The organism is Acinetobacter larvae (assembly GCF_001704115.1).
Classification (GTDB): domain Bacteria; phylum Pseudomonadota; class Gammaproteobacteria; order Pseudomonadales; family Moraxellaceae; genus Acinetobacter; species Acinetobacter larvae.
Map to the genome: position 1 here is coordinate 144,606 of NZ_CP016895.1, position 24,735 is coordinate 169,340.

19 protein-coding genes are annotated in these 24,735 nt (G+C 40.3%); 9 read left to right on the top strand and 10 right to left on the bottom strand.

The annotated features are described in order from the left end of the window. Positions 1–14 precede the first annotated feature (14 nt). The gene (locus tag BFG52_RS00610) at positions 15–1,385 is read right to left on the bottom strand and encodes a phosphohexomutase domain-containing protein (protein ID WP_067551219.1); all 1,371 of its coding nucleotides are present in this window, start codon (positions 1,383–1,385) and stop codon (positions 15–17) included. A 162-nt stretch (positions 1,386–1,547) separates the two neighbouring features. Then, the gene (locus tag BFG52_RS00615) at positions 1,548–3,248 is read right to left on the bottom strand and encodes an NAD-dependent malic enzyme (RefSeq protein WP_067551221.1); all 1,701 of its coding nucleotides are present in this window, start codon (positions 3,246–3,248) and stop codon (positions 1,548–1,550) included. A 349-nt stretch (positions 3,249–3,597) separates the two neighbouring features. Here BFG52_RS00615 and argS point away from each other — a divergent pair, with 349 nt between their 5' ends. Both argS and BFG52_RS00625 read left to right on the top strand, forming a co-directional pair. Next, entirely contained in the window at positions 3,598–5,397 is a 1,800-nt protein-coding gene (gene argS / locus BFG52_RS00620; protein ID WP_067558938.1) for an arginine--tRNA ligase, read from the top strand. Between the two features lie 41 nt (positions 5,398–5,438). Then, positions 5,439–6,032: an SPOR domain-containing protein gene (locus tag BFG52_RS00625; RefSeq protein WP_067551224.1), complete on the top strand. Its 594-nt coding sequence runs from the start codon at positions 5,439–5,441 to the stop codon at positions 6,030–6,032. A gap of 122 nt (positions 6,033–6,154) precedes the next feature. Here BFG52_RS00625 and BFG52_RS00630 read toward each other — a convergent pair whose 3' ends face one another. The 5 genes from BFG52_RS00630 to BFG52_RS00650 form a co-directional block, all read right to left on the bottom strand. After that, positions 6,155–6,637 carry a hypothetical protein gene (locus BFG52_RS00630; RefSeq protein WP_067551226.1) on the bottom strand — a complete coding sequence of 161 codons (483 nt, stop codon included), beginning with the start codon at positions 6,635–6,637 and terminating at the stop codon, positions 6,155–6,157. A gap of 99 nt (positions 6,638–6,736) precedes the next feature. After that, positions 6,737–7,780 (bottom strand): linear amide C-N hydrolase, encoded by a 1,044-nt coding sequence (locus BFG52_RS00635; RefSeq protein ID WP_067551228.1) that lies wholly within the window; start codon positions 7,778–7,780, stop codon positions 6,737–6,739. Between the two features lie 404 nt (positions 7,781–8,184). Then, positions 8,185–9,375, bottom strand: a complete 1,191-nt coding sequence (locus tag BFG52_RS00640; RefSeq protein WP_067551231.1) for an HlyD family type I secretion periplasmic adaptor subunit — start codon at positions 9,373–9,375, stop codon at positions 8,185–8,187. Further along, positions 9,372–11,510 (bottom strand): type I secretion system permease/ATPase, encoded by a 2,139-nt coding sequence (locus BFG52_RS00645; protein WP_067551233.1) that lies wholly within the window; start codon positions 11,508–11,510, stop codon positions 9,372–9,374. Before BFG52_RS00645 ends, BFG52_RS00640 begins: the two co-directional genes overlap by 4 nt. Further along, a complete protein-coding gene (locus BFG52_RS00650; RefSeq protein ID WP_407639238.1) occupies positions 11,507–12,991 on the bottom strand; it encodes a TolC family outer membrane protein in 1,485 nt (494 codons plus the stop codon). The genes BFG52_RS00645 and BFG52_RS00650 overlap by 4 nt, the downstream gene beginning before the upstream one ends. Positions 12,992–13,748: 757 nt before the next feature. Between BFG52_RS00650 and BFG52_RS00655 the strand changes: the two genes are divergently transcribed. Continuing rightward, on the top strand, positions 13,749–14,033 hold the full coding sequence (locus BFG52_RS00655; RefSeq protein WP_067551236.1) for a hypothetical protein: 285 nt from the start codon (positions 13,749–13,751) through the stop codon (positions 14,031–14,033). Between the two features lie 200 nt (positions 14,034–14,233). Beyond that, positions 14,234–14,818 (top strand): recombinase family protein, encoded by a 585-nt coding sequence (locus BFG52_RS00660; protein ID WP_067558945.1) that lies wholly within the window; start codon positions 14,234–14,236, stop codon positions 14,816–14,818. A 220-nt stretch (positions 14,819–15,038) separates the two neighbouring features. Here BFG52_RS00660 and BFG52_RS00665 read toward each other — a convergent pair whose 3' ends face one another. After that, positions 15,039–16,082, bottom strand: a complete 1,044-nt coding sequence (locus tag BFG52_RS00665; protein WP_228703787.1) for a sigma-54-dependent transcriptional regulator family protein — start codon at positions 16,080–16,082, stop codon at positions 15,039–15,041. An 865-nt stretch (positions 16,083–16,947) separates the two neighbouring features. On the opposite strand from BFG52_RS00665, the gene BFG52_RS00670 reads away from it, so the two are divergent. The 5 genes from BFG52_RS00670 to BFG52_RS00690 all read left to right on the top strand — a co-directional run bounded on the left by BFG52_RS00670 (position 16,948) and on the right by BFG52_RS00690 (position 22,832). Further along, a complete protein-coding gene (locus BFG52_RS00670) occupies positions 16,948–17,910 on the top strand; it encodes a thiamine pyrophosphate-dependent dehydrogenase E1 component subunit alpha (protein WP_067551242.1) in 963 nt (320 codons plus the stop codon). Positions 17,911–17,925: 15 nt separating this feature from the next. Next, positions 17,926–18,945, top strand: coding sequence for an alpha-ketoacid dehydrogenase subunit beta (locus tag BFG52_RS00675; protein WP_067551244.1), 1,020 nt, complete (start codon positions 17,926–17,928; stop codon positions 18,943–18,945). Between the two features lies 1 nt (position 18,946). Further along, positions 18,947–20,542 (top strand): dihydrolipoamide acetyltransferase family protein, encoded by a 1,596-nt coding sequence (locus tag BFG52_RS00680; RefSeq protein ID WP_067551246.1) that lies wholly within the window; start codon positions 18,947–18,949, stop codon positions 20,540–20,542. Between the two features lie 9 nt (positions 20,543–20,551). Then, positions 20,552–21,952: a dihydrolipoyl dehydrogenase gene (gene lpdA, locus BFG52_RS00685; RefSeq protein WP_067551249.1), complete on the top strand. Its 1,401-nt coding sequence runs from the start codon at positions 20,552–20,554 to the stop codon at positions 21,950–21,952. A 94-nt stretch (positions 21,953–22,046) separates the two neighbouring features. Then, positions 22,047–22,832, top strand: a complete 786-nt coding sequence (locus tag BFG52_RS00690; RefSeq protein ID WP_067551251.1) for an acetoin reductase — start codon at positions 22,047–22,049, stop codon at positions 22,830–22,832. A gap of 107 nt (positions 22,833–22,939) precedes the next feature. Here BFG52_RS00690 and BFG52_RS00695 read toward each other — a convergent pair whose 3' ends face one another. Together BFG52_RS00695 and BFG52_RS00700 are read right to left on the bottom strand one after the other, a co-directional pair. After that, positions 22,940–23,524 (bottom strand): DUF2939 domain-containing protein, encoded by a 585-nt coding sequence (locus tag BFG52_RS00695; protein WP_067551254.1) that lies wholly within the window; start codon positions 23,522–23,524, stop codon positions 22,940–22,942. Between the two features lie 73 nt (positions 23,525–23,597). Beyond that, positions 23,598–24,734 (bottom strand): fimbrial protein, encoded by a 1,137-nt coding sequence (locus tag BFG52_RS00700; protein ID WP_081408578.1) that lies wholly within the window; start codon positions 24,732–24,734, stop codon positions 23,598–23,600. Between the last annotated feature and the right edge of the window lies 1 nt (position 24,735).

The following is a 24,735-nucleotide window of genomic DNA, read 5'->3' on the forward strand; positions in this document are numbered from 1 at the left end:
GTTGTATTGGATGGTTAAGCTTGTGTGATGAGCTGACTTAATTCATCGACATAAGATTGCATGGGGCGTGTTTGAGGGCTATTGCGACTCTCAATATTAAGCCGTAATAACGGCTCGGTATTTGATGCACGGACATTCAAACGCCAATGTCCAAAGTCGAGACTTATACCGTCAGTATCATCGATCTGTGGTTCTTGGGAACGATAATGCTGCAATATGCGCTGAATCGTTGCTTGACTATCTTGTACAGTAAAATTAATTTCACCACTACATGGAAACTGTGCAATCATTTGTGCCACTAAAACAGAAAGCGGTTGCTGCGTTTGGGTGAGTACGGTGAGAACCAGTAACCATGGGATCATGCCGCTGTCACAATAAGCAAAATCACGGAAATAGTGATGCGCACTCATCTCGCCACCATAGACTGCATTGTGCTCACGCATGACTTCTTTAATAAAAGCATGACCTGATTTGGACTGTACGGCTATGCCTTGGTACTTATCTATAATATCGGTGGTATTCCAAATCAGGCGCGGATCATGCACAATTTTTTCACCCGCTTGCTTGGCTAAAAAGGCTTGAGCCAATAAACCAACGATATAATAGCCCTCGATAAACTGACCTTTCTCATCAAATAAGAAGCAACGGTCAAAATCCCCATCCCAAGCAATGCCCATATCGGCTTGATGAATCAGCACTGCCTGACGTGTACTTTCCCGATTTTCAACCAGTAGTGGGTTAGGAATACCGTGTGGAAAATGCCCATTGGGTTCATTGTGGATCTTAATAAACTCTACTGGTAGCTTGAGCTGCTTAAATTTTTGTTCTAATGCATCAATGACATGTCCTGCTGCACCATTACCTGCATTCATGACCAACTTGAGTGGGCGTATGGTTTGGTCTTTGATATAGCCCATGAGGTGTTCAATAAATTCTGGCAAGATATTATAGTTTTGGCAGCTGCCAGTAGATGTACTTGGCACAAATTGTTGCGACTCTACCAGTGCTTGAATCTCTTTTAAGCCGGTATCTGCACTAATGGGGCGGGCATTTTCTCGGACCAACTTCATCCCATTGTAGTCCATGGGATTGTGGCTAGCGGTGACTTCAATCCCTCCCTGCACATCGAGATGGAATGCAGCAAAATAAACTTCTTCAGTACCTGTGAGACCGAGATCTAGTACATCGACACCCGCCTCATTTAACCCGCGGATGAGTGCTTGTTTTAGGGCAGGGCTACTTAGGCGGACATCGCAGCCTACCGCAATCGTTTTGGGCTGATAAATTTGCCCATAGGCACGCCCGATACGATAAGCAATATCTTCATTCAATTCGGTATCTAATTGCCCACGGATATCATAGGCTTTAAAGCATTTTAGCGACATGGTCTTTGGTTCAATTCAAATGAGTGGGAAAATAGTAAATACCAGATATAAATCATGTTCGAATGGTATAGCTTTATCATAATCATATAAAGCATCCCCCCCTTCAAACGCGTATCGTAAATAACGGATCAGCACGCTGATCCGTTATCGGGTATTTTAGTTTTAAAATGGCACACGTTTATAGTGACGATATGCAGGTTTCCAGAAATTTTTCTCAATACTGTGTTGCAGCAATTGGTCGCTAATTTGCGCGGCGACACCATCTGCCATGGCTGCTTTAGCCACTTTAAATGCAATGATTTTAGAGACCTGTTGTAAGTCATCTAAGCTGGGTAATAAGGCTGCATTAGGATCTGTTAATTGTGGTGAGCAATCGGCTAGCGCTGAGCTTGCTGCACTGAGCATGGCATCGGTAATACGATGTGCTTTACATGCTACGACACCAAGTCCAATACCAGGGAAAATATAAGCGTTATTGCACTGTGCAATAGGATAGGTTTTTGCTTGATAATGTACTGGTGCAAAAGGGCTGCCTGTTGCAATAATCGCTTGTCCATCTGTCCAACGCACGATATCTGCAGGTAATGCTTCGGCATGTGAAGTGGGGTTGCTCAGTGGGAAAACAATGGGTTTCGCACAATTGGCATGCATGGTTTTGATGACTGCTTCGCTGAACAGTCCTGCTTGTCCTGATACACCAATTAGAATATTCGGTTTAGCATGGCGAATGACCTCTATTAGCGCAATATTTTCTGGATTATCTCCCCAAGTATGGACCGTTTTATGTGGATGAGCTAAAGCTTGTTGGAAATCGCGTAAATTTACTTGAGTATCGGTAATGAGCCCAAAGCGATCGACCATATAGACTTGGCTACGCGCTTGTTGGTCAGAGATACCTTCTGCAACCATACGTGCAATGATTTGTTCTGCAATACCACAACCCGCGGAACCAGCACCTAAGAAGGCAATCTTTTGGTCTTTTAATTGTATGCCTGAAGCACGACAGGCAGCGATTAATGTTCCAACGACTACCGCAGCGGTTCCCTGAATATCATCATTAAAACAACAGTAGGCATCACGATACTTGTTCAGCAACGGCATGGCATTGTTTTGTGCGAAATCTTCAAACTGAATCAGTGTATTAGGCCAACGTCTTTTGATGGCACTGAAGATTTCATCAATGAATTGATAATATTCTTCTCCGCTAATACGCGGTTGGCGCCAACCCATATATAAAGGGTCATTGAGCAGTTTGGGGTTATTGGTACCGACATCGATCGTAATCGGTAAGGTATAGGCTGGGCTAATGCCACCACAAGCAGTATAAAGTGATAATTTACCAATAGGAATTCCCATGCCGCCAATCCCTTGGTCACCCAGCCCCAGAATGCGCTCACCGTCGGTAATAACAATGACTTTGACATTGCGGCGATTGACGTTTTGCAGAATATCTTCGATGTGCTCACGGTCTGGATAGGAAATAAAAATACCACGATGACGGCGATAGATATCTGAGAAACGTTGGCAGGCTTCACCTACTGTCGGGGTGTAGATGATCGGCATCATTTCTGATAGATGGTTTTCAATCAAATGATAAAAAAGGGTTTCATTGGTATCTTGAATATTTCTGAGATAAATGTGTTTATTGATATCTTCATTAAACGAGGTAAATTGCTGATAAGAGCGTTGATGTTGTTCTTCAATACTTTCGATCTGGTGCGGCAGCAAACCATGTAGATTAAAATTGGTCCGTTCTTGTTCTGTAAATGCAGAGCCTTTATTGAGTAATGGTAATTCAAGTAAAGTAAATCCAGCATACGGAATATACAATGGGTGTTTGATTGTTGAATTATCAGCGGTCATTTCCAATCTCTATATTTGTTAATCTGGCATAGCCATCAATGGTTCTAAGCTTAGCGTACTACAATTGTGGCACTATTAGGTTAAGCTTATTTGCCATAAATAGATATTTATAAAATTGATAGACAATTTTATTTAATTTAAAAATGTTATATGTGATAGACAGTGCTGTCTAAAATAACACCAGCCTGCGGTGCAACTGCATGATGACATGTTGCTTATGGTAGTCTGTTTCTGGGTTGAGATGGGTAATGATCTGTGTCAACTGACGTTATTCTACAAAAAGCGCTCAACTAAATGGGTGATATTTGCTATATTTACCTTTTCTGCAGCATTTACTTTTCTGAAAATGATGAACATGGCAATCCAAGCAGCACTGCAACATGCAGTTCAAGCTCTTCAAGTTGAAGGTATTCTTCCAAATGACTGGCAAAATAACAGTAGCCTGACCCGAACCAAAGACCGAAGTCATGGAGATTTTGCTTCTAATATTGCCATGATTGCAGCGAAGGCTGCTGCAATGAAGCCTCGTGATCTCGCTGAAAAAATTGTTGCGCTGCTGCCTGCAGTTGCCGAAATTGAAAAAGCAGAAATTGCAGGTCCTGGTTTTATTAATTTCTTTTTAAAGGCCGATTTACGCTATGCCGTATTAGCGACCATTCAACAGCAAAAAGACCAATACGGCTGTTCAGAGCACAACCGTGATCAAAAAATCCAAATTGAATTTGTTTCGGCCAACCCTACTTCGAGTTTACATGTGGGGCATGGTCGTGGTGCAGCCTATGGTATGACGGTTGCCAATTTACTAGAAGCAACTGGTGCGGTGGTTGATCGTGAATACTACGTCAATGATGCAGGTCGTCAAATGGATATTTTGGCAACTTCTACCTATTTACGTTATTTACAGTTACAAGGGCAAACACTAACTTTCCCTAAAAATGCCTATCAAGGCGATTATGTCAAAGACATTGCACAAGGAATTATCAACCAAGATGGTGATGCTTATATACGCCCTGTGAGCGATGTATTTGCAGCTGTGCCTGAAGATGTACAGTATGCAGAAGCATTAGATGCTGATGGCAATAAAGTCGTATTATCTGGCGATAAAGAAAAACATATCGATGGTCTAATTCACAATGCTCAGCAATTATTAGGTGCGGGTTATCGAGTATTCCATCAAGCAGCACTGGATGCGATTTTATTTGATATTCAAGATGACTTATCTGAATTTGGGGTACGTTTTGATCGCTGGTTTAGCGAAGCCACTTTAAATGACAAAATTGATGAGGCTTTACAGACCTTAGAGCAGCGTGGTTATTTATACGAGCAAGATGGTAACATCTGGTTTAAATCGACTGCATTTGGCGATGAAAAAGATCGTGTGGTCAAACGCCGTAATGGTCAGACCACCTATTTTGCATCGGATATTGCCTATCATCTCAATAAATTACAACGTGGTTATACCCACCTAATTGATGTGTGGGGATCGGATCATCATGGTTATATTGCGCGTGTTAAAGCAGCAATTGATGCAATGGGCTATGATTCAAGTAAGTTAACGGTACTTTTAGTACAGTTTGTTAGCTTATGGCGTGGTGGTGAAATGATTCAAATGTCATCGCGTTCGGGGCAATTCGTCACCTTGAGAGACTTACGTAAAGAAGTGAGTAATGATGCGGCACGTTTTTATTATGTGATGCGTAAGTCGGAACAACATATTGATTTTGATCTTGACTTGGCCGTATCGCAAAGTAAAGATAATGCTGTGTATTATGTACAGTATGCGCATGCACGTATTCAAAGTATTTTACAAAAAGCACCGCAAGCAGAGATTGATTTTGATTTGGCACGTGCCAGCCAACATGTTGCACAATTACAACTTGAAAGTGAAATAGAAATTTTAGCGAAACTGGCTGCATATCCAGAAATTGTGGTGCGTGCTGCCAATGCATATGAACCACATCAAGTGGGTAATTATCTCAAAGAATTAGCCGCATTGTTCCATGGTTGGTATGCACAAGATGGTGTGAAATTCCTTGATAGCACACAGCCTGAGCTCTCTGAAGCCCGTTTATTATTGGCAGTGAATGTGCAACAAGTACTGCGTAATGGATTGAATTTATTAGGTGTATCTGCACCTTATGAAATGTAAAAACAACAAGGCAGCATTATTTATAGAAGAGAGGATTGCTCGTGTTTGGAAAAACGCAACGCGGTGTGTCTGAACGATCACAGCCAACCAAGAAAGCATTTGTGCCGAAATGGTTGGTGTTGTTATTGGTTATTTTAATACTGATGACTGCGGCAGTCGCTTTAATGCTGTGGAAACCTTGGGTTCCTGTGGAAACACGGAATGAGGTGACATCACAACATTATCAAGAGGAAACCAATAAGGATTATCGCTTCTATGAGTTATTGCCACAGCAACAGGTGACACCAATCCCAGAGCAGGCTGTACCAGAAGCACCGGTACAGAGTCAGCCAGTCATCGTTGCAGCACCAGATTTGAGCCAGCAAACGGCATCCGCTGTGGCTGAGGAAGGATCTGATCTAAACAAAGCAGCCTATATTTTACAGGTTAAAAGTTTTACCGATCCAGATAGTGCAGATGCACGCCGTGCGGAGATTATTCTGAATGGCTTATCCGCAGATGTGGTTAAAAGTACTGAAAATGGCAAAACATGGTATCGCGTAATAGCTGGTCCCTATGAAACCCAAAGTGCTGCCGTGATGGCACAACAAACGTTACAACATAGCGGTATCGATTCTATCGTGGTGAAACGTTAGTATTATTCCAGTCGATGAGAGATTCCGTCGCCTAGAGATCTAGAGATAAGGTCTTTCTGCCGGCAAGCAATATAAATAGCAAAAACCGCACATGGGCTGTGCGGTTTTTTTCGATGTTTATTTTATTGGGCTTGTGTTGTCTGGTAATAATCCATGAATTGCTGATAGGCACTTGAACGCTGTCCATCTTTTAACAGGTAGCGTTTGATATGACCTTGGTCGGTGTTCACTTGTAGACTAATATGATCGCTGGCTTTTAATTGAGCAAGAACATCAACAGGCGTAATAACGCTATTTTTAGAGCGATATACACCTGCTAAATATTTACTCTCACCTGCCGCACTGACTTTAAAATGTAAATTTTGCTGACCATTACTAAAGTCAATACTTTCAATTTTATAGGCACGATAAGCATCATCTAAGCTGATATCCACTTTTAAGTAAGCTTTATCTTGTTCATTCCAATTGACTTTAATGATTGGGCAGATTTCAGTTGGTGCGCACAGGACCAATCCGCGTGTGGCGGATAGTTCTTGTGCAGAAGGGATATTACTACAGGCCGATAGCACTGCAGCGCTCATCATTATTAGGACAAGTCTTGACATTGTTTTTTCCAAATCAAAATATATAAATCTATATAGATTTAACGTTATGCATCAATATATATGCATCAATATATGGGATATAAGCGCAAACAATGCTTGTTATAGCGTGCCCAAGAACGCAAAAGGCTTACTTTCTACAAAGGACGCATTGGCTTTGCCTGAGAATATATTGGCTTGATCCGGTCCTAAATCCAATTTACGGGTTTTACCATCATTAAAATTAATATCTTTTAAATCGACCCAGAAAATATTAGGCGAAACGGCAGATTCAAAATAATAGACCTTGCGCGTATGGTCAATCACAGTACGCCAACGCGTAGAAGAGATATTGGGTTCTTGCGCAGTATTAATTCCAAAAGGTACCGAGACATTACGGATCACGCCGAAGACACTGGCAAGGGTGTGTTTAGGGCTGGCATTTTTAGGAATTGCATTGATATAGAAAGAGGCGCGAGCAAAACGATCGGCTGCACGGTTGGTGCCTGGTAACATGGTTGTGCCACCAATACTTTGCCAATAGCTATTTAATGCCAGCTGTTGGTCAAAAGTTGGGGAGTTGGTCATCACCTGATATTTTTTACTGTGATGAATCACTTGCTTACCATCGATGTATTCAATGATTGCGCTATCTCCCGTGGCATCTGATATAGAGAGGTGCAAGGTCGCCAAGCGATTTTCATCAGGTACTTGATCTGTTACCACAACAAAAGGTTCTTTTTCTAATGCGCTAACCGCTTCATTGACTGTGGCAAAATTATCCAATACGTATTGAGCCCATAGAGAAATCGCTAATTTGGGTTTTTTACTTTTTTCAGCCATAGGATATTGCGACTCTACTAACCACAACAAATTCGCCGCTAGTCCTTTTTCATTGATTCCATCTGTGGTTGCAATATCATAGCCTGTGGTAATCACGCTGCCATAACGTGATGTCCATTGCAGTGATTGTGGACCAGCTTGACCATTGCGCGCGACTTTATTGGGCAGGATCCAGATATTACTGCCCACATCGACTTTCCAATCCATCGAACGTGCGGTCATCACATCTTGCTCACCAATATAAACGGCACGTGTACAAGCATCGGCAAGTGTGCTGATCAAGAGACTACTGGCTAATAAGGTTTGACACCATATTTTTTTCATAAAATACCTCTGGGAATATTCAACAGTATGGAAATGTGCGTAATGACTGTAGCAAACGTGTCTAATTGTAGTATTGCTTATATTTAATTGAAATTATATGAAATATTTGATTGCGTAAGTTATTTTTGTGTTAAATATCAAGCGATACAAAATACTGTCGATGCTGTGCTGTGTTGATCAAAATTTTTCAGATGAGGTATATTGCTAGCACTTGGCTATAAGCCAGAGAAAAATAAATATAATCCAGAATAGAAACCAGATATAACGCAACCACCCACAGTCTATTGCTGTTGGTGGTTTAAGATGCTCTTCAAGGCTGTTTTCAGCGTGTATTGGGGGCGAAGTCAAACATGAGGTGCGACAGCTCTGCAATCATATAAATCAAAAAATAGAATGATCTAAAACTATCGCTCCCTTAATGCTTCTTTGGCCTTATTAAAGGGTTTGAGTAAATAATCCATGACAGTTTTCTCACCAGTACGGATATCAACGGTTGCCATCATGCCTGGTGTAATATTAAACGCCTTGCCTTCTTTGTTGTAGAGTTTATCGGAGTCAGTACGAATATATACTCGATAATAAAACTGATCTTGTTTAACTTCATCCCGCAATGTATCGGGTGAAATGACGCTCACTTTACCCTTTAATCCGCCATAAATTGAATAGTCATATGCTGTAATTTTTACTAAGGCTTCTTGGGCAGGTCGGATGAAAGCAATATCGCGTGGTGAAATACGTGCCTCGATTAACAACTGCTCATCTATTGGTACAATCGTCATGAGTTTGCCATTTTGAGGAATAACTCCACCAATTGTGGTTACCGCAATTTCTTTGACGACACCGCGTACAGGTGCACGAAAAACAGCACGACTTAGCACATCATTACGCCCTTTAACCACTTGTTGTTGTGTCTCAATATCGGTATTGGCTTTGGATAACTCTTCACGCGCTTTGACATAATACTCATTGCGGATATCAGTCATTTTATTTTGTAATTCATTTGCTTGGCGCTTAAGCCGTAAGACTTCAACTTCACTGGCTGCACCTTTGGCGACCAAGGGTTCAGTCATACTCAGTTCTTGTTGTACCAGTCGTAATGCCTGAGATAACCCTGCTAAGGACTCTTGTAAGTTAGCACGCCGAGAATTATATAATGCTGTTTGTTGGCGTACCAGCTCTGGGTCTTTATGCACCGATTCTGGGAAAGTTAATGGACTACCACTCACTTCGGCTACAAGACGTGCTGCGGTAGCTTGGGAAGAGACCAGTAAGGATTGTGACTCTCCAACATTAGAGGCAAAACGCGTTGGATCAAGCTGTGCTAAAATTTGCCCCTTTTGTACGATATCACCTTCTTTAACATTCAATTGTGTGACAATACCGCCTTCTAATGATTGAATGACTTGCTCTTTTGATGATGGAATCACTTTACCACTGCCGGTCGATACTTCTTCCAATTTAAATAGCCAAGCCCAGAGTATTAAAACACACAAACCAATTCCAATAATCCAGACCATAAAGCTAGCACGTGGCAAAGGTGGTGAGAGAGGGTTCACTGTTTTTGAAGATTCAGCGAGTGAATTTTGTTCAGTCATGCCTGTGCTCCTTGTTGAGTGGGCTGCGGTGCTGCCGATTGATTTAAAATCTCATCACGTGAACCATCCATAACCACTTTGCCTTCATTGATGACAATAATACGATCTACCAACTCCAATACCGCGCGGCGGTGTGTGGCAACCACTAAAGTACGGTGTCCTAGCCACTGTTTAAGGTGTTCAATCAATTGCCTTTCAGAGATTTCATCTAATGCTGCTGTGGGCTCATCAAGTAGTAATATATTTGGCTGACGTAGTAATAAACGCGTTAGCAGTAAGGCTTGACGCTGACCGCCAGAGAAGCCCACACCCCCTTCTAAAATCACATGACTTAAGCCATCTTGTTTGGCATGTACGATGTCTAATGCTCCGGTCATATGTAAGGCATTGAGAATATCTTCATCTGTGGCTAAGGGGGCTCCAAGGGTAAGGTTATCGCGGATACTGCCAAAAAACAGATGCGCATTTTGATTGAGTAGTGCCATATCTCGACGAATATCCGCAGGATCAATTCGTGATAGATCTAATCCTTCTAAATAGACTTTGCCTTTATCAGCAAACTGCATACCTGCTAAGAGTTGCAATAAAGTCGACTTACCAGCACCATTGCGACCTAAAATTGCAATTTTTTCACCAGCTTGAATTTTTAATTTGCTAATATTCAGATTGAGATGTGGATCTTCGTCTATATATTTAAATTGCACATTATGGAGATAGTAGTCGCCATGTAGCACGGGTTTATGTACCAGTTGACTGTGTTCAGGTTGATCAACATTACGTTGCATCAATTGATCCAAACCTGTTTTAGCGACTTTGGCCTGCTGTAATCGTGTCAAAATTGCAGTGACTTGAGAAATCGGTGCGAGCATCCGTGAAGATAATATAGAACATGCTACCAATGCGCCTGTGGTCATATCACCACGCATCACCATAAAGCTACCAGCCAAGACCACAAAAACGAAAGCAAGGCTTTGGACTTTTTGAGTCCATGCGGTTAAGACACCTGCAATTTTGCGTTGCCGCATGCTGATCTCTGCAGAGACCTCATTCATGTGGTTCCACTGATTTTGAAAACGTTGCTCAGCCCGGAGTAACTTAATATCTTCAATGCCTTGTACCGCTTCTACCAGCATGGCATTGCGAATTGCAGATTCACGCATGCCTTCTTGCGCCAATTGTGCTAAAGGCTTTTGTACTAAAATGGCAGGAATAATCATGAGCGGTACAATCAAGACCATTACCCAAAATAGGTTGCCGCCGATAAACCAGAAAATGGCTAGAAACATAAAGAAAAAGGGTAGGTCCGCAATAGCACTGACGGTTGTAGAGGTTACCAGTTCACGGACACCTTCCAACTCTCTGATTTGTGAAATAAAAGTACCTGTTGATTTAGAACGCTCTTTATTTTTAATTCTGAGTGCATGTCCAAAGACCCGATCTGAGATTTTTAAATCTGCGCGTTTACCAATAATGTCTGAGATATAAATTCGAGCAATCCTGAGTATAAATTCAAAGATCGCTGCGATCATCACGCCTCCGACTAAAACCCAGAGCGTGGGAATAGACTGGGATGGCACAACGCGATCGTATACTTGCATAGAAAATATAATCGTCGCAAGCGCTAAGATATTGGCCAGTAAGGAGGCAAACATAATATCGATATAACGTCGCCAATCTTTGAGTACGATTGACCAAAACCAACTGGCTTCATAGGGCTTGATATAGTCATCAACGCGAGCATCGGCAATAGAGCTCTCAGGTCTCAGAATAAAGACACTGCGTATTGCAGTTTTTAATTGATCTAGATCATAAATCTGCTCAAGTCCTTGATCACCACTTAGCAAAATACTCACTTTTCCTTGTTGGTCAGCTTTATCGATTACACCCACTTGACCATCGTAAAAATCAACAATAACAGGAAGTTGCCATGGATTTAATAAGTCTTCATGAAATGAATTTTGTTTATAACGAAGTCCTACTTGTCGGCAAATTAATGCGACAACTTGGTTGAGATCTTGCGGTTGAGTCCAGTCGAGTTGCAAACGGACTTGTTCAACAGAGGCTTCAATCCGATAATGTTTCGCGATGCATAATATAGCCTGCAACCAAGCTTGATAAGAAAATGTTTTGCTCATGGTTGCACCTCAAATCCTTGTATAGAAATATTATTTAATGAGTAGGCTTGTCGTGATTTTCCTGTTGCCGCTATGTATTGCACGATATTGTTATAAATATCAAAACGTGCATTTTCATATTCTTTATCTGCTGCATGTATTGCTAGTTCAGCATTGAGTAGGTCCAGTACGCTACGCGTACCCAGTTTGTATTGTTCTTGATAGAGCTCACGTGTTTGCACAGTAGAGTTTTGTCTTGCGAGTAGTACTTGCATTTGTTGCTGTTTGTTTTCAATACTTTCTCTAGTCATAACAATCTGGTCCTGTACTTCAAGATAGACAGCATTGACATTTGCTTTTGCAGCTTGCTCAGCAAAACTAGCAGAACGTGTACGTGCTGAGGTCGCTCCACCTTGAAAGAAATTACTGGATGCTTCTAACATGATTGAGTGATCTACATCATTGTCACTATTGGTTAAATTACCGTGCAAAGACTTACTAATACTTCCTTTCAAAGATAAAGTTGGATATCTACTCAATGTCGTTTGTTTTTTTTCATATTTTGCGATATCGACCTGAGCATTGGCTAAAATCAGTTTAGGGATTTGATTAAATAGCGGTTCATTATAAAGCTCAGAGGCTGCTACCAGTTGTTCGGGAATATTCCAATCCATCCCATCGCTTTTAAAGCCCAGTAAAGTATTCAAACGTTGTTGGTACTGATCGAGTAAATCTTGTTCTGTCAAAAGTGAAGACTGTGCAGATTGCAAATATGATTGGGCTTGTACAGGATCTGCTTGGCTACTGATTCCTGCATTGGCACGTAAATTTGCAATGGCTAGAATGCGTTGAATACCATCAATTTGTTGTTTGGCGATGGTAATGTTTTTGCGGTAACGCAAGATATTAATAATGGCAGAACTGGTTTGCTGTGCGATGTCATCAATATTAACCAAGACATTGGCTTGCTCAGCAATTAACTTCGCCTTTTGTGTGTCAACGCTTGATTTTATTTTGCCAAAATCAAATACCATCTGTGTTGCAGTGAGAGATAAGACTTGTTCATCTTTTTGGCTAGAGGTCAAATCACCCGTACTGATGCCACCAGAAATTTGTGGGTAATATTGTGATTTTGCTAAATCGATGTTTGCATTTTGTGCAGCTAAAGTCGCAATCTTTTGGCTAAGCGTTGGGTGGCGTAATAATGCTGTTTTAATCGCATCATAAAAGTTTAAGTGGGTAATAGGAACATATTGAGGGCTTGTAGGGCTGATGGATGATAACTTGTCAGTTGTATTGGGCGGCATAACTTTTAAGGGCTGCGAATTTATAATAGATTGATCTACTTGGAAATTACTTAAGTCCTGCAGTTGCACAGTTTTAAAATTTGCATCAGATTTGGGGCTAAATAAATCAATAGTGCCTTGTTTAACTTTAGTGTAAAAGTTGGTTTTTTGCTCAGCATTACTCGCATGAGCATCTAATATACTGAATATAATGATCAAACTTAAACACGTTTTTCTATAGTTTAAGCAATAAGTAAATATATGTTGACTAGATTTATTCAATTTTATTACTCATCAAATCGTTGAAAATACTTTGGTGCCGCTCTAACTTTTAAATATTAAATGGGGTGGTTTATTGGTGAGGATAATTCTTTTTAAATTCTCAATAAATTAATCATAAGAATTTGCTCTAATGCATTTAAACGTATCATCTAAATCCAATTTTTGATTTACATAATGCAACTTTGCTAAAACTAAACTAATAAACAATTACAAAAGGTACAAGAGATCAATGCTGTTTTAACTTTGTGTATGCGTAATCTTGTTTTTTTTGTTACGTAGGTTGTTGAAAATATTGAAAGTTAAATTTTTGTGATGTTTTAAATATAAGATTTTTTCCAATCAAGATAAGTACAGATATAATGAGTATAATGTTTATTTTGTATTTTTTTATTTTAATCATAAAATAACTTTCTATAATTTCACCTGCTTATGCTAATTTATGTTTTATAGTATAAAATCTTTGTGCATATTAATTAACATATTTTTAATTTATCTATAAGAAAAAATTATAAATTGTTTTTAGCTATTTTTGTTCTGAGTTTTATTTTGAGTATATTGGTTTTATTGTGATACTCTTCTCATTTGTATGGTGTGATTTAAATTAAAATATTTAGCACTACATATATTATACTCTTTAAAAATTAAACGTTTTTATTATCATATTTTTTATTAGCATGCTTTAGAGATAACAATGGATACTTGGAAGTGCAATAATTGTATAGGATATATTCCGATTGATTACTCAAAAATTAAAACTGGTGACCTTGTTTTTTTTATTTTAAAAAAAACATATGGTAACCGCGGTGATAAAATTTTAAAGACAGGAAATATTATGGAGGTGCTAGAGAATAAAGTATTAATTAATAGCCATGGCAAGATCATTGAAAATAACTTAGAGGATATTTATCCTTTCAGTGCACCAGCTAAAATTATTTATAAAATTTTTGGCATATGTTGTTGTTGTTCAAGAACATAAAAACCTATTTCTGGTTATGCATTGAGAGGTGTTTAATAAATAAATTTTATACTCCTATGTTTATTATGTAAATGTTTTCACAAAATGAATGTTATTACGCTACAGTCATTTTATTTGTGTGCTTTTATTGGTATCATTGTGTATTAAATTTATTAGACTTAATGATAGTATTATTTAACTTTAAAGAGGGTTTAATTTCTATGCGTACATATGCTTATGTTAGAAAAGATCCTGGAATAGATGGCGATGAAGTCAATTATATTTCATATTTTTATAAGAATGGGTATCAGATTCCAAAGCAAAGACTGATTTTTGAGGAAGTAACTGTCGATACATCGATTATTTATCGAGATAAGTTTATTAATTTAATTAATTATGGGCTTGAAAGTGGCGATGTCCTATTAATTAAAAGCATAGACTGTTTAGGTCGTAATTTCGATGAGATCTATAATATGGTCAATAAAATTGATCAGAAGAAAATACGTCTAGTTTGCTTTGATTACTCAAAAAAGGAAATTGCAGGGGATCTGAAAATTTTCTTTCTACACTTCTTAAAAATTTGTTTAGATTTTGAAGGTAAGTTTAAAAAAATTAATAAAAATTATCCACCAAATAATTTTGTTAAGAAAGTTGGACGACCTGAAATTTTAAACTATGAGCAGAAGAAAGAAGTCATTAGTAAATTTAAAAAGGGGCATAGTGTCTATTCTTTAGCAAAAGAATATTCGGTAACCCGTACTGTAATTAATAGATTACTTGAAAAAGCATCTCAAGAATTTAATTAGTAAATTAATATAATTTATGATATTAGAATTTTATGTTTTTATTTTTCAAGTAGGCTTTTATATCTTTTAAATTTGCTGGTTTGATTAGGTATGTTTTTTTTCAAATTTTATTATGCACTAATAGAGTTTTTAAAAACGATTAATATCGGAATTATATGTAATAAGAATATTAGCCTTTGAAATTTAAAGCTAATATCTTATTACATTTTTTCGTTATTTGTTAATGAATGAGTAGTTTTATCCGCTCGCGGTATGGATGCTCTGTTGGAAGTAACTCATATAAGCGTTGTGCAGCGTCAATGCGTTCAGGGGCACGGCTTAAAACCTTAAAAAGAATATCAATGTCTTGCATTTGATAAATAAAATGGCTTAACCGTGCATCAAAGCATTCTCGCCAAGTATTAATGATTGGACTTTCTGACTTATTCATAAAACCGCCTTGATATAAATCAAAGGTACTGGTAATAAGCCCCGCATTTAAAGACATTTCTGCTGCTAAAAAGTCACTTTGTACTTCACAAACTAATCTATAAGGTCTGGAGTCAATACTTTCTGGTAATAATAGCCGGAGTTGAGAAAGCTCAGATTTCAAGGTTTTGCTACTGACTGGGCGTTCGCCATAGAGTGCCTGATGTAAGTCTTCTAAATGCAAGCCATCAGGATGTAATGCAAGAATACAGAGGATTTCTAACTGTCGATGAGTTAGGGTGAGTAATTGTCCATTAAATAAAGCATAAGGTGTACCCAACCCTTTAAGGTAGAGCAAATTATTTTGCTCTGTGCGGATCGCTTGTTGAACGATATTGGCACAATGCTCTACCGCTAATAGTCCAAGGCTGTTGTGATGTTGACTTTTCGTTGAGAGATTGAGGATACCATGGCACTTTCCTGTCAGAGGGTCAACGATAGGTGCCGCATAACAGACCCAATCACGCACACTATGCATATGATTTTCATGTGAATTGACACAACTTGCACGATGCTGATTGAGTGCTAAACCAATTGCATTTCGACCTACCGCTTGAGTTGACCAATGACCTCCTGCAATAAAATTGACATGTTCTGCTGCGTTACGCATGAGTTGACTACTCCAAGTCCAACGCAGTGTTCCTTGATGATCTGTGATACCTATAGCCATATTGGCATGTTGTGCCACTTGTTTTAGTTCAGACTGACATTTATAAATAGAACGCTCAAAATATTGGCTGGATTCCTGTTGGGATAACGCTATGAGAGGCGCAGCCTCCAGTGGGGAGTGATTCATCAGATGCTGCTTTTGAAGATTAAGCAGCGGATATTTCGACAGATTCATAACATATTCCTTTATGTTGTGGCTGTAGAGTGTAAATCCGGCATGATGTCGTAGTCGTCATGCATCAAGTGTATGACATACGCTCGTGCGCGATAGGACATTGCCGCGATTGAGGTGAAACCAAGAACTTGACACTGTCTATTAAACATACAATTAAATTTAACCAAATTTCGATAACTTTCATAGTATAAAATAAATGATTTTTTCAATATTTTCATCATCAATAATAAGATCATATTCGCTATTTTTGTTGAAGTAAAATAATCGATAATAAAGTGTGATGTTATTATCATTTGCCGCTTTACTATATTATTGGCTGAATATGACAGAATAATAAATTTTTGCATGGGATTTATTCGGTTTTATGCTATTATTTAAAACCAAGTAAAATACTAAGGCTTTATTTGTTTTTAAAAATGCTATGTGCTAATCAATAAATTCTAATTAAATTCGAATAAAAGTCTGTTTAGTCGAAAACAAAAAACAAATAGTATATTTATTGAGGGTTGGTTAAAGGTTTGTTTTTTATCTTATTGAAAAATAATAAAAATTTACAATTTCATTTTTCTTAATTAACGCATTGTTTTTGTTAATTTTTAGTTTTAATGCGCTGCTTATATCTTTTTAGTCTAATAGTTATTTTTAAAATAATCCTTTTATATAAATGAGCGGTACGTCAGTTTCGTTTAAGAACTTTAAATGCATAGTTTAGAGGCTCTGGAAGCAATTTTAATAGATTAAATAGCTAGCCCTGTAGATTTTAATTCACTCTAAGCTAAGCAGTTAAGGTTGAATGTTAATAATAAGGATCAAAGTTATGCAATTAACGGAAGAACAATTGCTGGCAGCTTATCAACGGATGCGCGATATACGTGAGTTCGAAGATCGGTTGCATGATGAAAATAATACAGGTGATATTCCTGGATTTATCCATCTCTATAGCGGTGAAGAAGCTGTTGCAGTTGGTGTTTGTGAAAATTTAAATGACCAAGACTATATTACTTCTACACACCGTGGGCATGGGCATTGCATTGCGAAAGGCTGTGATATTCACAAAATGATGTTGGAAATCTTTGGTAAAGATGCAGGCTTATGTCGTGGTAAAGGCGGATCCATGCATATCGCAGACTTAGACAAAGGAATGTTAGGTGCCAATGGGATTGTGGGAGGGGGTCCACCTTTGGCAGTTGGTGCAGCCTTAACGGCTAAAACCCTAAAAACGGGGGGTGTAGGACTGTCTTTTACTGGGGATGGTGGTTCCAACCAAGGTCTTACCTTTGAAGCAATGAATATGGCAGTAGTGCTTAAATTACCTGTTGTTTTTATTTTTGAAAATAATGGTTTTGGTGAAGGCACTGCGCATGATTATGCGGTAGGGAGTAAAGATATTGCAGGTCGAGCGGCGGCTTTTGGTATGCCCGCTGTAAAAGTGGATGGGACTGATTTCTTTGCAGTTTATGATGCAGCACAGCTTGCTATTGAGCGCGCTCGACGTGGTGAAGGTCCAAGTGTCATTGAAACCATAACCAATCGTTTCTATGGGCACTTTGAGGGGGATCCTGGTTTGATTCGATCCAAAGAAGAATTGGACGAGGTCAAAGAAAACCGTGATCCATTGAAAATATTTAGAGAAAAAGTGAAAGGGCAACTGGATTTAGCCAAGTTGGATGCAATTGATGCTGCATCTAAAGCAAAAGTTGATGACGCTGTAGCCAAAGCGCGTGCTGCTGAATATCCAGCGGTTTCGCAATTGCTTAGCGATGTTTATGTGTCTTACTAAAAGGAAGCCAGAAGAATGCCAATAAAAAGCTATCGTAACGCAATCAAGGAAGCGATTGCAGAGGAAATGCGCCGTGATCCAACTGTTATTGTAGTAGGGGAAGATGTTCGTGGTGGACATGGTGGTAAAAACACAGATGACAATAAGTTAGAAGGCTTTGGTGGTGTTTTAGGCGTGACCAAAGGGTTGTGGAGCGAGTTTGGTTCAGAACGTGTTATTGATACACCCATTACTGAGTCAGCCATTATTGGTATGGCAGCAGGTGCAGCAGCAACTGGTTTACGCCCTGTAGCAGATTTAATGTTCATGGATTTTTATGGTGTGTGTCATGACATGCTTTATAACCAAGCTGCGAAATTTCGCTATATGTTTGGTGGTAAAGCCAAAGCACCGATGGTGGTGCGCGGCATGATTGGTGCGGGTTTCTCTGCAGCAGCACAACACTCTCAATCACCATATAACGTATTTGCTGCAGTCCCTGGCTTGAAAGTGGTTGTACCGTCGAGTCCATATGATGTGAAAGGGCTACTGACGCAAGCGATTCGTGATGATGATCCTGTCGTTTTCTGCGAGCATAAACTACTTTATGACATCAAAGGCGAAGTGCCTGATGAAACGTATAGCATTCCATTCGGTGTGGCAAACTATACCCGTGAGGGGACGGATGTCACTATTATCGCGTTGAGTTTGATGGTACATCGTGCCAATGAAGTTGCCGATAAACTGGCGAAAGAAGGAATTTCCGTCGAAGTGGTCGATCCAAGAACAATTTCGCCATTAGACGAAGAAGGTATCTTAGAGTCTGTTGCTGCAACAGGGCGTGTGGTTATTGTTGATGAATCTGCAGCGCGCTGTGGTTTTGGACATGATGTTGCCGCGTTGATTGCACAAAAAGCATTTTATGCATTGAAAGCACCGATTGAATTGGTTACACCACCGCATACGCCTGTACCTTTCTCACCTGTGTTAGAAGTTGAATGGTTACCAAGCGTTGCACGTATTGAACAGGCTGTACGTAAAACACTGGAGGCCTAATATGAGCGATATTAAAACATTGGAGATCCCAAAATGGGGATTGTCCATGGAAGAAGGGACAATTGCTCAATGGTTGCTAGAAGAAGGTCAGTCTTTTGAGAAAGGTGATGATATTTGTGAAATTGAAACCACAAAAATTGTCAATGTACTCGAAGCCCCCTTTGCCAGCACTTTACGCAAAATTGTGGCGCAACCTGGCGCGACGTTACTGGTGGGCGGTATTATTGCGGTCTGTGCTGATGCCAGTGTGTCAGATGCAGAGATCGCAGCATATTTGGCAACGCTAGGAGCAACCAGCGATGCCACCGAAAAGAGCAATAATGATGCTTTCGCTACAGGATCATCCGTACAAAATGATTCAGCACTGCCTACAGCAGATTCGCCTGTAGCGGCGGCGACTAGCGCACCTGTTCATATGAATGCTTCGCCATCAACAGCAACACCCGCTATTGCAAAGCAAACAGTTGCGGGACAAGACGTTGTGATTCCGGCAGCATTGCAAGGTTATCAAGCGGCGCATGGTTTATTTATAACACCGCATGCTGATCAGCTTGCGGCAAAACATAATATTAATTTGACACAAGTTGTAGGTACGGGGCGAGCAAACCGTATTAGCGTAAAAGACCTGCAAAGCACAGTACAGGCCGCAGGTGGGCAATGGCCCGAACCACGTCAACAGTTGAATCAATCTGCTAGAGCTTCTCATGCTGATGACAGTGATTTAGACGCAACACCAGTCGCACGACGTTTGGCCAAGACTTGGGGTATTAACTTGCATGATTGTCGTCGTACGGGTAGCCGTGGGCGCATTTGTAAGGCAGATGTCGAGGCGGTATATGATCGACAACGTGCTGCAAGTGCTGCACAGCAGGGTACAGTAACGGATTCCGTTGTACCTGCCGCGACAGCAACATTTAGCACTACCGCAATGTCTTCTATGCGTAAAGCGATTGCTTCACGCCTACAAGCAGCAAAGCGTAATGCACCACATTTCCGTTTGACAGTTGACTTGAACGTAGAGGCTTTACAAAGTCTACGCGCACAAATTAATGCGACTGTTCCTCAAGTCAAATTGTCGATTAACGATATGCTCATCAAGGCCACTGCAGCAGCATTAATGAAAGTACCGCAAGTGAACGTGCAATTTGATGAAGAAAATCAACAAATTTTACAGTTCGAACAAGCGGATATTGCCATTGCTGTGGCCATCGATGCGGGTTTAATTACCCCAATTATTAAAGCCGCCAATCGTAAATCCATGGCAGAAATCTCAGCAGATATGCTGGATCTAGCAACACGGGCGAAGACGGGTAAATTAGCTGCCGATGAATTTCAAGGCGGAAGTTTTAGTATTTCCAATTTGGGCATGCTTGGTGTTAAACAATTCGATGCCATTATTAATCCACCACAGGGGGCAATTTTAGCCTTGGGTACATCTGAAGCGCGCGCTGTTGTGGTGGATGGTGTGGTGCATGTTCAACAGATGATGACCGCAACGCTCTCTTGTGACCATCGGGTAATTGATGGTGCGTTGGGTGCAAAATTCTTGGCGAGCTTAAAGCAGTTTGTTGAAAACCCAGCTTTAATTTTGGTGTAGGAGGCGCGCATGTCAGATACTCAATTTGATGTTATCGTGATTGGCGCAGGACCTGGCGGCTATGTGGCCGCCATTCGCGCCGCACAATTGGGTTTAAAAACGGCTGTGGTTGAGTCTACACATTTGGGTGGGATTTGTTTGAATTGGGGATGTATTCCGACCAAAGCACTGCTAAGAGGTGCTGAATTGGCACAACAACTCAAACATAGTCAACGCTTCGGTTTTAACATTGAACATATCGATTTTGATATGAAAACCTTGGTGCAACATAGTCGTCAGGTCTCCGCACAATTGGTACAAGGTGTGGCGCATTTGCTGAAAAAAAACCAAGTGACAGTGCTGACAGCCAAAGCCAAGTTTCTGGGTAAATCACAGCTACAGTTAACAGATGCTGTGGGTAAAACGACGCAAGTCAGTGCGCCACATATTATTGTGGCAACGGGTGCGAAAGCCGTAGAGTTAGCACAATTGCCGGTCGATGGTGAATATGTCTGGAACTATCATCATGCCTTACAACCGACACGGCTGCCTAAGTCTTTATTGGTGGTTGGCTCGGGTGCTATTGGCAGTGAATTCGCCAGTTTATATCAAGATCTAGGTTGCCAAGTGACTTTGGTCGATATTGCCAAGCATATATTGCCCAGTGAAGACCTTGAAGTTGCACAATATATGCAAAAGCAATTTGAGCAAAAAGGTATGCAGCTTTTGACCGAAACAGCGGTGTCAGATATTGCAATCGAAAACGGTCAAGTTCGTTGTACCCTAGAAAATAGTCAGGGTACACAGCAGATTGTGGTCGACCACGTGTTATCTGCGGTGGGGGTAAAAGCTAATTTTACCGACTTGGGGTTGGATGCTTTGGGTCTAGAAACTAAGGCTGGTTTTATTCAGGTAGATGAATGGTGTAAGACCAATATTGCTGGTGTCTATGCCATTGGTGATGTTGCTGGTGCACCGTGTCTGGCGCATAAAGCCAGCCATGAAGCCATCCTCTGTGTAGAAAAAATTGCTGGGGTCGCAAATGTTCATCCATTGAATCGTGACAATATTCCTGCATGTATTTTTACCCATCCGCAAGTGGCTAGCATTGGTTTAACTGAGCAAAAAGCTAAAGCAGCAGGCTATGCCGTACGTGTTGGTAAATTCCCTTTTCAAGCCAATGGCAAGGCTTTGGCCTTGGCTGCGGCAGCGGGTTTTGTGAAAACAGTGGTTGATGCCAAGAGTGGTGAACTGCTGGGTGCGCATATGGTTGGTCATGAAGTGACAGAACATATTCAAGGTTTTGCCATCGCCAAGTCTCTGGAAGCAACAGACGAAAGTCTTGCAGAGGTTATTTTTCCACATCCAACTTTATCTGAAGCCATGCATGAGTCGATTTTGGCAGCCATGCAACGTGCCATTCATATCTAAGCTGGATATTGACCGAACTCCGCATATGCGATGTGATCAAACTTAATTTGATAGATATTGCCTGTGCTGGGTTCTTTATTCTCAGGAGCATCATATGCCTAGAGGTCTACAACAGAAAGTTGCGCTAGTGACTGGCGCGGCACAAGGTATTGGTCGTGGTATTGCTTTACGTTTGGCACAAGAAGGCGTCAATATCGCATTGGTCGATTTAAATGCAGATAAATTGGCAGCTGTCGAAGCTGAGATTCAAGCATTGGGTGTCCAAGCAACGACGTATGTCGCCAATATTGCAGAGCGTGATGAGGTGGGACAAGCAATTGATCATGCCGAAAAGCAGTTGGGTGGCTTTGATATCATGATCAATAATGCTGGTATTGCACAGGTGGAAGCATTGAGCGATGCTCAGCCCGAAGCATTCCGCCGGATTATGGATATCAATGTCGGTGGTGTGCTGTGGGGGATTCAAGCTGCGGCAGCCAAGTTTATGGCGCTGAAACAAAAAGGTAAAATTATCAATGCCTGTTCTATTGCAGGGCAAGATGGTTTTGCATTATTGGGTTTATATTCTGCCAGTAAATTTGCCGTGCGTGCCCTAACACAAGCTGCAGCCAAAGAATATGCCAGTCATGGTATTACCGTAAATGGCTACTGTCCGGGTATTGTCGGTACCGATATGTGGGTTGAGATTGATCAGCGTTTTGCAGAGATTACGGGTGCTGCCATCGGTGAAACCTACAAAAAATATGTAGACGGTATTGCATTGGGTCGAGCACAAACACCGGATGACGTCGCTGCGCTGGTTGCTTTTCTGGCCAGTGAAGATTCGGATTATATTACTGGACAATCTATTTTAACGGATGGCGGTATTGTATATCGCTAGTCCGTTAAGTCCCTGTGACAAGGCAAGAGCCGTTGTTACCTTTATAGCGTAATCTTATTTATCTTTACGAGGGATGCGCATGATTACGCTATATTGATCTGATACAACTAAAATTTGATGCCATTGGGTAAAATAATCTCACTCACTTGCCAACTCAACCCATGACGTTTTAGGACAATATCGATTTGTGTGGTTGCTTGTGCTGTATTTGCAACTGAAACCCTAAAGCGACTAAAAGATTGATACGCCGTATGATAGGCTAAATCAGAAGCTGTTGAGTTTGGGGCAGTAGGTGTCTCAGTAGACGCAGTGGGCTGTGTTGTTGATTGCTGTGTATTGGGGTGTTGTAGTGCTTTTGCTTGTGCTTTTGTTTGTAATAGCAGAGCAAGCGTTTCTGGGCGGATCATTTGATCCAGCATCTTTTCTGTAAATACACTAGCGAACTTCATGCCTAATTCAGCATATACACCTTGATCAGGTTGTTGCAATTGTGCTGCAATTTGGCTTTGTAACTGCTGCTTAAGGTTCTGACGTACACTTGGATAGTCAATATATTGCGATAGTTTGTGTTGGTCATTTTGATCAACAGCATTTTTAATTTGATAAAGCACCCAATAAGGTGAAGCATATAGATATGCTGCGCCTAGTATAATGAGCGCAAGTAAACTGCGTATGGCGGTTTTAGACTTCATGAGCAATCATTTCAGCGGAATGTAGTGCAACAGATTTTGACTGAATTGAGAAAGAAATTATAGCCAACATCGCTTAATTATAATCCACATTAATATTGGCAACGGCTTTTACCTGACCAGGACGAATGGGCAAGGTGGTTGCTTGATAGCCTATTTTAAGTGGGAAAATCACTTGTTTACTACTGTTTAAAGCGCCAAATGAAAAGACTTTTTGATTTTCTCCCGTACTGATGGGTAGTGCAGTATTGTTATTGTTGAGCAGAACAATACTGACATTTGCACCGCCCTGATCTGTGGGAATCTGGTTTTTCAGTAGCCCAAAGTCATTGGCTTCGGCTTGAGGATGATTATCTGTCAGCGTGGCATTAAAACCAATGCCTTGACTTTCATCTGGGCATTTCAAGATGATATTCTGATTTTGTACTTTGGTTGCTTGATGAATGCCTTTAAACTCGCCAACGAGTACAGGATCTAATTTAACCATGTAATTTTTTTGATCTAAAGCACAGGTTGAATTTTTAATTTGAAAAGTGAGTGCTGGGGAAATATTGACTGGAACTTTTTTTGATTCTGAGCTATGAATAACGTTACCAAGAATATCATAGCTTCGAGTAAAAAAATGACCAATACGTATATTACTAATTTTATATTCACCAGGAATCGAGTTTTGGTCTGGAATAATATATAAATAGACTTTATCTAGGACTAAACCAATGGTTTTCGTTCTTACGCCATCTCCTTTAAGAATCGGATATTCTCGGTTCAGTTCTGTAATGACTGCTGTTGGTCCGGCATTTTCTGGTCTAGGATCATACACAGCAAAAGAAATATAAACTTTGGGAGCCGTAGCACCAGCGGGTATACTAATCTCATTGGCGTTAATGGCTAAAAATTTTCGTGGACCACTTAAGGTACTAAATGTTGCACTGTCATTTGGATTAAGACTTGAGTCAGCTTCCATAATAAAAAAAGAGTTTGTCTTTTGCCCTATTATGTTCGCACAACTATTAAAAACAGTATCATAACGATCAGGGTAGGGCTGGGCATCTTTGGGGATTTGTCGATGACTACTATTGAGCATTTTATTAATAATGAGGTTATTACCACCTAAACTAAAGGTGACGGGATTCAAGTTGGGGGTGCACTTCGCATAAGTCTGTACACTGATCAGTAGCATACTCACAGCACATAACGACGGTATTATTTTCATA

What these genes read in the sequence shown, in the direction of transcription:
- BFG52_RS00680 (WP_067551246.1), top strand. Translation starts at nt 18,947, where the DNA reads ATGAGCGATATTAAAACATTGGAGATCCCAAAATGGGGATTGTCCATG.
- BFG52_RS00610 (WP_067551219.1), bottom strand. Translation starts at nt 1,385, where the DNA reads ATGTCGCTAAAATGCTTTAAAGCCTATGATATCCGTGGGCAATTAGAT.
- BFG52_RS00615 (WP_067551221.1), bottom strand. Translation starts at nt 3,248, where the DNA reads ATGACCGCTGATAATTCAACAATCAAACACCCATTGTATATTCCGTAT.
- BFG52_RS00665 (WP_228703787.1), bottom strand. Translation starts at nt 16,082, where the DNA reads ATGAATCACTCCCCACTGGAGGCTGCGCCTCTCATAGCGTTATCCCAA.
- BFG52_RS00695 (WP_067551254.1), bottom strand. Translation starts at nt 23,524, where the DNA reads ATGAAGTCTAAAACCGCCATACGCAGTTTACTTGCGCTCATTATACTA.
- BFG52_RS00640 (WP_067551231.1), bottom strand. Translation starts at nt 9,375, where the DNA reads ATGACTGAACAAAATTCACTCGCTGAATCTTCAAAAACAGTGAACCCT.
- BFG52_RS00670 (WP_067551242.1), top strand. Translation starts at nt 16,948, where the DNA reads ATGCAATTAACGGAAGAACAATTGCTGGCAGCTTATCAACGGATGCGC.
- BFG52_RS00690 (WP_067551251.1), top strand. Translation starts at nt 22,047, where the DNA reads ATGCCTAGAGGTCTACAACAGAAAGTTGCGCTAGTGACTGGCGCGGCA.
- BFG52_RS00635 (WP_067551228.1), bottom strand. Translation starts at nt 7,780, where the DNA reads ATGAAAAAAATATGGTGTCAAACCTTATTAGCCAGTAGTCTCTTGATC.
- BFG52_RS00645 (WP_067551233.1), bottom strand. Translation starts at nt 11,510, where the DNA reads ATGAGCAAAACATTTTCTTATCAAGCTTGGTTGCAGGCTATATTATGC.
- argS (WP_067558938.1), top strand. Translation starts at nt 3,598, where the DNA reads ATGAACATGGCAATCCAAGCAGCACTGCAACATGCAGTTCAAGCTCTT.
- BFG52_RS00675 (WP_067551244.1), top strand. Translation starts at nt 17,926, where the DNA reads ATGCCAATAAAAAGCTATCGTAACGCAATCAAGGAAGCGATTGCAGAG.
- BFG52_RS00630 (WP_067551226.1), bottom strand. Translation starts at nt 6,637, where the DNA reads ATGTCAAGACTTGTCCTAATAATGATGAGCGCTGCAGTGCTATCGGCC.
- BFG52_RS00655 (WP_067551236.1), top strand. Translation starts at nt 13,749, where the DNA reads ATGGATACTTGGAAGTGCAATAATTGTATAGGATATATTCCGATTGAT.
- BFG52_RS00660 (WP_067558945.1), top strand. Translation starts at nt 14,234, where the DNA reads ATGCGTACATATGCTTATGTTAGAAAAGATCCTGGAATAGATGGCGAT.
- lpdA (WP_067551249.1), top strand. Translation starts at nt 20,552, where the DNA reads ATGTCAGATACTCAATTTGATGTTATCGTGATTGGCGCAGGACCTGGC.
- BFG52_RS00700 (WP_081408578.1), bottom strand. Translation starts at nt 24,734, where the DNA reads ATGAAAATAATACCGTCGTTATGTGCTGTGAGTATGCTACTGATCAGT.